Here is a 9299-nt window from a genome sequence, read left to right as displayed (position 1 = left end):
AGTGCGCCGCCGGATCCGGCGACAACCCCGTCGAGGTCCTCGGGGCTGGTCGGGCCGGACGGGCGGACGGTGGCGCGCGGCGTCGTCGCCTACGACGCGAGCGAACTGGACTTCATGATCGGCTTCTCGACGCAGAACCTGCCGCCGGATCTGCAGCGACCCGTCGTGCACGCCGACGACCTCGCCCGCCTCTAGGGTCAGGAAGCCGCCTGCAGCGGAGCCGCGGCCAGGGCGGCGAGGGTTTCCGAGCAGCCCGCCTCGACCCGCACATCCGCGAAGCGATCGCCGCGGGTGCGCCCGCGATTGACGATTGCGACCGGCTTACCGTCCGCGGCGGCCCTTCGAACGAACCGCAGCCCGGACTGCACCGTCAGCGAACTGCCCGCCACGAGCAGCGCGTCGGCCTCGTCGACGAGCGCGTACGCCCGCTCGACGCGGTCGCGGGGGACGAACTCCCCGAAGTACACGATGTCGGGTTTGAGCATCCCGCCGCACCGCACACAGTCGACGATCCGAAAGTCGTCGGTGTTCTCGACCACCGCATCCGCATCCGGCGCCACCTCCGAACCCGTTGTCGCGTGGACGTGTTCGAGGAATCCGGGATTGGCGGCGGTCAGCAGTTCGGAGAGCGTGAACCGCGAGATGCGATGGTCGCAGGCGAGGCAGCGCACCTGCGCGTAGGTGCCGTGCAGGTCCACCACGCGGCGGCTGCCGGCCTTGGTGTGCAGCAGGTCCACGTTCTGGGTGATCACCCCGAGCACCGTGCCGCGACGCTCCAGTGCGGCGAGTGCGCGATGCCCGTCGTTGGGGCGGGCGGCGTCCATGTGACGCCAGCCGATGTGATTGCGCGCCCAGTAGCGGCGGCGGAACACCGGATCGCCGACGAACTGCTGGAAGGTCATCGGGTTGCGCGGGGGAGAGGTCGGGCTCCGGTAGTCCGGGATGCCGGAATCGGTGCTGAGCCCGGCGCCGGTCAGAACCGCGACCCGACGCCCGGCCAGCAGCGAGTGCAGTTCGTCGATCACGTCGTCCACGGTAGCGCGCCCGATCCGCGCGTTCCGTCCCGCGCGGCGCCGGCAGTGAACACAATGGACCGATGGCACCGACAGGCAAGTCGTCCGACGCCGTCGAACTGGTCGTCGGCGACCGGACCGTGCGCCTGACGCATCCGGACCGGGTGTACTTCCCGAAGACGGGCGCGACGAAACTGGACCTGGCGCAGTACTACATGGCGGTCGGCGACGGCATCGTGCGGGCGCTGCGGGAACGGCCGTGCATGCTGCACCGCTTCCCGGAGGGGCTCGACGGTGACAAGGTGCACCAGAAGCGCCTGCCGCGCGGCGCCCCGGACTGGGTGCAGACCGTGCAGGTCCACTTCCCGCGCTACGACCGCTACGCCGACGAACTGTGCGTCACCCATCTCGCGGACGTGGTGTGGGCGGTGCAGATGTCCACGGTCGAGTTCCACCCGTGGAACTCGCGGCGCGCGGACGTCGAACGCCCCGACGAGTGGCGCATCGATCTGGATCCGATGCCGCAATGCGATTTCGATACCGTGCGGCGCGTCGCGGGTGTCGTGCACGAGGTGCTCGACGAACTGGGCGCGACCGGGTGGCCGAAGACGTCGGGTGGTCAGGGTCTGCACGTGTACGTGCGGATCGAACCGCGGTGGGAGTTCGGTGATGTGCGCCGGGCCGCACTCGCGTTCGCGCGCGAGATCGAGCGGCGGGTTCCGAAGGACGTCACCACCACCTGGTGGCGCAAGGACCGGGATCCGACGAAGCTGTTCGTCGACTACAACCAGAACGCGCGCGACCACACGATCGCCGCGGCGTACTCGGTGCGCGGGGTCCCGGAAGCGACCGTGTCGGCGCCGGTGTGATGGGACGAGATCGACGACGTCGACCCCCGGGACCTCACGATGCGGACGGTGCCGGACCGGTTCGCGGAACTGGGCGATCTGCACGCCGGGATCGACGACGCGGTGTTCGCGCTCGATCCGCTGTTCGAGTGGGCGGACCGGGACGAGGCGTCCGGTCTCGAAGAGCCGGATCAGTAGCCCGCGCTGGTGTCGATGACTGCGATGAGTTCGGCGCCGGAGGCGAAGCGGGTGACGTTCTCGACGACGTGTTCGACGAAGGCGGGCACCCGTAGCGCGGGCGGGTTCGAATCGTGCGGGGTGATGATCGCGTTCGGCAGCGACCACAGGGGATGGCCGTCGGGGAGGGGTTCGGGATCGGTGACGTCGAGACCGGCACCGGCGATCGTTCCGGTGGAGAGGGCGTCGACGAGCGCGTCGGTATCGACGAGCGATCCGCGGGCGACGTTGACGACCCACGCCGACGGCTTCATCGCCGCGAACTGACGGGCACCGACCAGCCGCACGGTCTTCGCGGTCGCGGGGGCGGCGATCACGAAATGGTCTGCAGCGGGCCAGAGTTCGTCGATCCGTTCGACCGGGAGAGTCTCGGTGGCGCCGGGGACCGGACGGCCGCTGCGGGTCACCGCGAGCGAATGTGCGCCGATGCCGGCCAGCATCGGGATCAGCGCCCGGCCGATACCGCCGGCGCCGACGATGCCGACGGTCGCGCCACGCAGTGTGCCGAGAAGCGGGTAGAACTCCGTCGGCGTCCACGACGACGCGGCCAGGTGGGCGGGCAGTGCCCGCACTCCGGCGAGGAGCAGCGCCAGGGCGTGCTCGGCGACCGTGGCGGCGAAGGCTCCGGCCGCGGAGGTCCAGGTCAGCTGCGGATGCGCCTTCACGGTGCCGCCCTCGAGCCACTGCTCGACCCCTGCGGCGGGCAACTGCACCCAGCGCACCGACTCGGGTAACGACGCCGGGAACTCGGCGGGTCCACCGGTCCACACCAGGGCGTCGGGTTGCTCGTCGAGTCGGCACGGCACGCCGCCGCCCCGCACTATCGCCTCCTCGAACAACACGTCCGAGGTGGGACCGACAGCGATACGGGGCGGACGCGTGAAGGTCATGGTTCCGACTCTATTCGCGCGCCCGCCCCGGGTCATCCCGTGTGCTGTGCTCAGACGACCTCGACGAGCGGGTAGACCCCGTTCTCGTCGTGGACTTCACGTCCGGTCACCGGCGGATTGAACACGCACAGCATCCGCATCCGGGTGTCCGGTTCGACGCGATGCCGCTCGTGGCCGTTCAGCAGGTACATCGTGCCCGGCGCCAGCGGGTACACGGTGCCGGTCTCGAGGTCGGTGAGGGTGCCGGTGCCCTCGACGAGCCACACCGCCTCGACGTGGTTCGCGTAGTGGAACTCGTTGACGGTGCCGGCCTGGATGGTGGTCTCGTGGAAGGAGAATCCGACGCGGTCGCCGCCGAGCACGATGCGCTTGCTGCGCCAGTTCCCGTTCTCGGCCTCGACGTCGCGGTCGGTGCCGGTGATTTCGTCGGTGGTGCGTACGATCATGAAAAATCCTCTGCTGTAAAGACTTTCGCTTCAGGGCTGCGGCTGCGGATCAGGCGCAGACCTTCGCGGTGGCCTCGGCGATGATGTTGAGCCCGTACTCGAGCTCGTCGTCGGTGACGGTCAGCGGCGGCAGCAGCTTGACGACCTCGTCGGACGGTCCCGCGGTCTCCGCGAGCAGACCCTCCTCGAACGCGAACGCGCACACCTTCTGCGCGTCGCTCGGATCGTCGAACACCAGACCCTGGACGAGACCGCGACCGCGGGTGGACACGCCGTCGAACATCGTCGCCAGGTTCATGAACGTCTGGCGGATCCGTTCCCCCTTCCGCAGGGTGTCGCGTTCGAGGCGATCGTCGGACCAGTAGTGGTCGAGGGCGGCCCGCGCGGTCACGAACGCGGGGTTGTTGCCGCGGAACGTGCCGTTGTGCTCGCCCGGGCCCCACACGTCCAGTTCGCGTTTGAACAGGGTCAGCGCCAAGGGAAGTCCGTAACCGCCGATCGACTTCGACAGGGTCACGATGTCCGGTGTGATGCCCGCGGCCTCGAAGGAGAAGAACGGTCCGGTGCGGCCGCAGCCCATCTGCACGTCGTCGACGATGAGCAGGATGCCGCGCTCGGTGCACAGATCGGCCAGCGCGCGCAGCCACTCGGGGCGCGCGACGTTCACGCCGCCCTCGCCCTGCACGGTTTCCACGATCACCGCGGCCGGCCGGTTCAGGCCGCTGCCCGAATCGTCGAGGACGCGCGAGAACCAGTGGAAGTCCTCGGTGGCGCCGTCGAAGTAGCCGTCGAACGGCATCGGGGTCGCGTGCACGAGCGGCACACCGGCGCCCGCGCGCTTCATGGAATTTCCGGTCACCGACAGCGAGCCCAGCGTCATACCGTGAAAAGCGTTGGTGAAGTTGACGATCGACTCGCGGCCGGTCACCTTGCGGGCCAGTTTCAGCGCTGCCTCGACGGTGTTGGTTCCGGTCGGGCCGGGGAACTGCACCTTGTAGTCCAGTCCGCGCGGATCGAGGATCGTGCGTTCGAACGATTCGAGCAGTTCCCGCTTGGCCACGGTGTGCATGTCCAGGCTGTGGGTGATGCCGTCGTTCATGATGTAGTCCACGAGCGCGGTCTTGAGCACCGGGTTGTTGTGCCCGTAGTTCAGGGCGCCGGCGCCGGCGAAGAAGTCGAGGTAGTCCTTGCCGTTCTCGTCGCGCAGCCACGAGCCCGATGCGGTTTCGAAAACCGTGGGCCAGGAGCGACTGTAGCTGCGTACCTCGGATTCGAGATTCTCGAAAATGTCGGTCCGAGAAATTTCACGCTGTTCCAGGATGGTCATTTCTGCGTGCTCCTCCTGTTTTGAATTGTGATCGGGACCGAAAATTTCAGTCGCCGATTGTGTAGAGATCTTCGGGCAGGTGGGAATCGGGGAAATCGTCCGCTGCGAACAGATCGGTGCGCGTGATATAGGTGCCGCGCTGCTGGGCGACGGCCGTGAACAACGCGATGGAGGCCGAGTTGTCCGGACTGATGGTGGTCTCCAGGCGGGTCACACCGCAGTGGCGGAGCCGGTCCAGGAGCGTGTGCAGCATCCGGGCCGCCACGCCGCGTCCCCGCTGATCTTCGTCGACGGCGACCTGCCACACGAACAACGTGCCGGGCGCCTCCGGGCGGCGGTAGCCGGTGACGAACCCGACCGGCCGGTCGAACTCGTCGGTCGCGACGAGCGAGGTCGCGGCGTAGTCACGGCACCACAGCACATAGGCATACGAGGAATTGACATCGAGCACCCGGGAATCGCGAGCGATTTCCCAGATCCGAATTCCGTCTGCGATGCGAGGTGTCCTGAACTGCAATTCGGCCGGCGTTCGCAAGCTCGGTTCGGCCGGTGCGAGGGTCGGGGTACTTCTCTCCGTAACGGGCGTCATAAGTAATGGCAACGTAACAACCACGTGTGCCGAAATCACGCGCGTCGCGGAAATCGATCTTCGGAACCCCGGATTACACGCAGGTAAGAGCACTCGAGTGAGATGGGCCACATCGTGTAGCGATCGGTGCGGCCCCACCGATTACTTCGGGCTCGCCAGCGCGAACGGGAGCACCGCTTCGGCGCCCGCTGCGCGCAGCGTCCGCGCCGCCATCGTCAGCGTCCACCCCGTGTCGGTGACGGCGTCGACCAGCAGCACCGGACCGTCGACACCCGTGAGGTCCGGCGGGATCCACGCATCGACGAGCGCGGCGATGCGATAGGCCGAGTTCGCCGCCGTCACCGGCGGCCGCCCCGGACGGGACCGCAACGTGCCCAGATCCCGCAGGCGGCCGATCCGGGCCAGACCCGCGGCCAGCGAGCCGACGAGCAGCGGATGCGACTCCGACTCCACGGCCATCACCGCGACCGGGCGCTGTGCCCAGTCCCACGCGGCGAGCACCGAGATCGCGGCCCGCATGAGCTCGTCCGGGGCGGGGGCGTCCGGACCGTCCAGCAGCGCGCGCAGTCGTGGACCCCACCCCAGGTCGGACAACCGGCCCAGCACCCGCCCGGGTTCGGGTCCGTCGGTGATCCGCCCGGACAGCGACACCCCCAGCTTCGCCATGCCCGTCGGCCACTGCTTGCGCGGCGCGAGATCGACACCCGGGCGGTCCAGGCGCGCCACCGTCTGCGCCACACCGGCTTCCTCCACGTCGGTGCTCCAGCGCGGGCCGCAGCAGTTGTCGCACCGGCCGCAGCCCTCGGCGGAGGCCGTGAGCTCCGGGTCGTCGAGCTGCCGGCGCAGGAACAGCATCCGGCACTCGGTGGTGCGTTCGTATTCGAGCATGGCGGCCTGCTCGGCGGCGCGGGCCTCCTCGAGCCGGGCGTAGCGCGGCGCGTCGTAGTGCCACGGCTGCCCGGTCGCGACCCAGCCGCCCTTGACGCGGCGCACCGCACCGTCGACGTCGAGCACCTTGAGCACCATCTCGAGCCGCTCGTGGATCTGAACCGGTCGCGGCTCGATCGCCGGCGTCGACTGCGGACGGTCGGTGTCGAGCACCTCCACGACCCGGCGCACCAGCGCCTCGTCGGGGAACGCGACCGACGCGAACCACTTCCAGATCTGCTGATCCTCGCGGCCCGGCAGGAGAACGACCTCGGCACGATCGGTGGAGCGGCCCGCGCGGCCGACCTGCTGGTAGTAGGAGATGGGGGAGGACGGTGCCCCGAGATGCACCACGAACCCCAGGTCCGGTTTGTCGAAGCCCATGCCCAGCGCCGACGTCGCCACCAGCGCCTTGACGCGGTTGTTCAGCAGATCCGCCTCGAGTTGCTCGCGTTCGGCGGTGTCGGTCTGCCCGGTGTACGCGGCGACGGCGTAACCCCGCTCGGCGAGCAACGCCGCCAGATCCTGCGCCGCCGACACGGTCAGCGCGTAGACGATGCCGGAGCCGGGCAGCTCACCCAGATGCTCGGCCAGCCACGCCGCGCGGCGTGCGGGCTCGTCGATCCGGACGACCGACAGGTGCAGCGAGGGGCGGTCCAGGCCGCCGCGCAGCACCAGCGTTTCCGCGGTGCCCTCGCCGACGCCCAACTGGGCGGCCACGTCGGCCACGACGCGATCGTTCGCGGTCGCGGTCGTCGCCAGCACGGGGATGCCCTCGCCGAGTTCGGCGACGAGCGTGCGGATCCGCCGGTAGTCCGGGCGGAAGTCGTGACCCCAGTCGGACACACAGTGCGCCTCGTCGACCACGACGAGACCGGCATCGCGGGCCAGGGCGGGCAGCACCTGATCGCGAAAGTCGGGATTGTTCAACCGTTCCGGGCTGACCAGCAGGACGTCGATCTCACCGGACGCGATGCGCTCGTGGATCTCGTCCCACTCGGTGACGTTGCCGGAGTTGATCGTCGCCGCCCGCACCCCGGCGCGTTCGGCGGACTCGACCTGGTTGCGCATGAGCGCCAGCAGCGGCGAGACGATCACCGTCGGACCGTGCCCGTGGGCACGCAGCAGTTTGGCGGAAATGAAGTACACCGCGGACTTGCCCCACCCGGTGCGCTGCACCACGAGCGCGCGGCGCCGCTGCACCACCAGCGCCTCGATCGCCGTCCACTGGTCCTCGCGCAGGCGCGCGTGCGGGCCGGCCAGTTCGCGCAGGAGTCGTTCGGCCTCGTCACGCAGATTCGTCGTCGCGATACTCATGCGGACCATCGTGCCGGAACAGGGTGACACGGAACGCGGGACGGTGGCTCCCGGTGCCGGTGGGGCGGTGCCGCGTCGAACGCACGGCCCGGCGCGGTGAACGGTCACAACCATGCGACGAGCGCGCAACGATCCTACGATCGCGCTTCCGGTAACAGACCAGCCGGTCGCCCCGATGGCACGCAGTGCCGCAATTGTAGAAGCCGTTGCGCAACAGTAGGTTACGCCCCTCGCGTGTCCTGGGCCGGGCTCGAGGGCAGGCGAGTGGTGTGGGTCCCTCGGGCCGGAAGAATGTGACGGGCCTTTCCTTGCGGCGGCTAATCTGGGCGCATGAACGGGCACCACCTTCTTTCCGATGTCACGTCGGAGTCGAACCGAATTCACCACTCCGCGTTTCGGAACAAGATCGTTTCTGCCGAGGAGGCGGTGCGGTACATCCACCCCGGTGACACGGTCGCGATCAGCGGGTTCGGCAGTGCCGGCACTCCCAAGGCCGTCACACCCGCGCTCGCGGAGCGGATCCGGCACGCCCGCGCCGGCGGTACGGACTTCACGATCAACCTTCTCACCGGTGCCTCCGTCGCCGCCGAGACCGAACGCATGCTCGCGGAGGTCGACGGCATCTCGCTGCGCATGCCCTACCAGTCCGAGGCGACGGCACGCCGCTCCATCAACTCCGGTGGCATGGACTACCTCGACATCCACCTGTCCCACGTGGCCCAGCAGGTCTGGGAGGGGTACTACGGGCACATCGACGTCGCGGTCATCGAGGTCTCCGGCATCACGGAGAGCGGTGAACTGATCCCGTCGACGTCGATCGGCAACAACAAGACCTGGCTCGACGTCGCCGAGAAGGTCGTCCTCGAGGTCAACTCCTGGGTGCCGGACGCGATGAACGGGATCCACGACGTCTACTACGGCACCGCGCTGCCCCCGAACCGCAAGCCGATCATGTTGACCGGCGTCGAGGACCGCATCGGCCAGCCCACCCTGCGCGTCGACCCGGCCAAGGTCGTCGCCGTCGTCGAGACCAACCTGCGCGACAGCGCGATGCCGCTGACTCCGCCGGACGCCGTCAGCAAGACGATCGCCGGGCACGTACTGGAGTTCTTCGAGTTCGAGGTCTCCAAGGGACGCCTGCCCGCCGATTCGCTGTTGCCGCTCCAGTCCGGTGTCGGCAACGTCGCCAACGCGGTGCTGCAGGGCCTCGACGCCGGACCGCACAAGGGGTTGACCTGCTATTCCGAGGTCATCCAGGACGGGATGCTGCACCTGATCAAGCACGGCACCGTGAAGTACGCATCCGCGACGTCGCTCGCGTTGACCGCGGAGGGTGTCGACGAGCTGGTGGCCAACATCGACTTCTACCGGGAGCACATCGTGCTGCGGCCGCAGGAGATCAGCAACCACCCGGAGATCGTCCGCCGCCTCGGCATCATCGCCATGAACGGCATGCTCGAGGCCGACATCTACGGCAACGTCAACTCCACCCATGTCATGGGAACCAAGATGATGAACGGCATCGGTGGTTCCGGCGACTTCGCTCGCAACGGCTATCTGTCGATGTTCCTGAGCCCGTCGACCGCGAAGGGCGGCAGCATCTCGGCGATCGTGCCGATGGTGCCGCACGTCGACCACACCGAGCACGACACCCAGGTGATCGTCACCGAGCAGGGCCTCGCCGATCTGCGCGGGCTGTCTCCGC

At 68.7% G+C, this 9299-nt stretch carries 7 protein-coding genes and 2 pseudogenes; 3 read left to right on the top strand and 6 right to left on the bottom strand.

Annotated features, from left to right (window positions below):
• Positions 1-195: pseudogene (locus I0Q12_RS26260) on the top strand (hypothetical protein); the annotation flags it as partial.
• A 2-nt stretch (positions 196-197) separates the two neighbouring features.
• Here the strand turns inward: I0Q12_RS26260 and I0Q12_RS26255 are convergent.
• The gene (locus tag I0Q12_RS26255; protein WP_197256184.1) at positions 198-1025 is read right to left on the bottom strand and encodes an NAD-dependent protein deacetylase; all 828 of its coding nucleotides are present in this window, start codon (positions 1023-1025) and stop codon (positions 198-200) included.
• Between the two features lie 71 nt (positions 1026-1096).
• On the opposite strand from I0Q12_RS26255, the pseudogene ligD reads away from it, so the two are divergent.
• A pseudogene (ligD, locus tag I0Q12_RS26250) lies at positions 1097-2059 on the top strand (non-homologous end-joining DNA ligase).
• Here ligD and I0Q12_RS26245 read toward each other — a convergent pair.
• From I0Q12_RS26245 to I0Q12_RS26225, 5 genes are all read right to left on the bottom strand, one after another.
• Complete coding sequence (locus I0Q12_RS26245; protein WP_197256182.1) at positions 2053-2988, bottom strand: D-isomer specific 2-hydroxyacid dehydrogenase family protein; 936 nt, start codon at positions 2986-2988, stop codon at positions 2053-2055. The pseudogene ligD and the gene I0Q12_RS26245 overlap by 7 nt on opposite strands.
• 50 nt (positions 2989-3038) lie before the next feature.
• Positions 3039-3434 (bottom strand): ectoine synthase, encoded by a 396-nt coding sequence (locus I0Q12_RS26240; RefSeq protein ID WP_197256180.1) that lies wholly within the window; start codon positions 3432-3434, stop codon positions 3039-3041.
• Positions 3435-3483: 49 nt separating this feature from the next.
• Positions 3484-4761 carry a diaminobutyrate--2-oxoglutarate transaminase gene (gene ectB, locus I0Q12_RS26235; RefSeq protein WP_197256178.1) on the bottom strand — a complete coding sequence of 426 codons (1278 nt, stop codon included), beginning with the start codon at positions 4759-4761 and terminating at the stop codon, positions 3484-3486.
• A 46-nt stretch (positions 4762-4807) separates the two neighbouring features.
• On the bottom strand, positions 4808-5350 hold the full coding sequence (gene ectA / locus I0Q12_RS26230; protein ID WP_197256195.1) for a diaminobutyrate acetyltransferase: 543 nt from the start codon (positions 5348-5350) through the stop codon (positions 4808-4810).
• Positions 5351-5491: 141 nt separating this feature from the next.
• Entirely contained in the window at positions 5492-7594 is a 2103-nt protein-coding gene (locus I0Q12_RS26225) for a RecQ family ATP-dependent DNA helicase (protein WP_197256176.1), read from the bottom strand.
• A 330-nt stretch (positions 7595-7924) separates the two neighbouring features.
• Here I0Q12_RS26225 and I0Q12_RS26220 point away from each other — a divergent pair.
• Positions 7925-9299 (top strand): succinate CoA transferase (locus I0Q12_RS26220; RefSeq protein ID WP_231611469.1); only part of this gene is annotated, 1375 nt, incomplete at its 3' end.

The organism is Rhodococcus sp. CX (genome assembly GCF_015865005.1).
Classification (GTDB): domain Bacteria; phylum Actinomycetota; class Actinomycetes; order Mycobacteriales; family Mycobacteriaceae; genus Rhodococcus.
The sequence above is the reverse complement of the archived record's forward strand: the minus strand, read 5'-3'. Positions and strand labels throughout refer to the sequence as shown.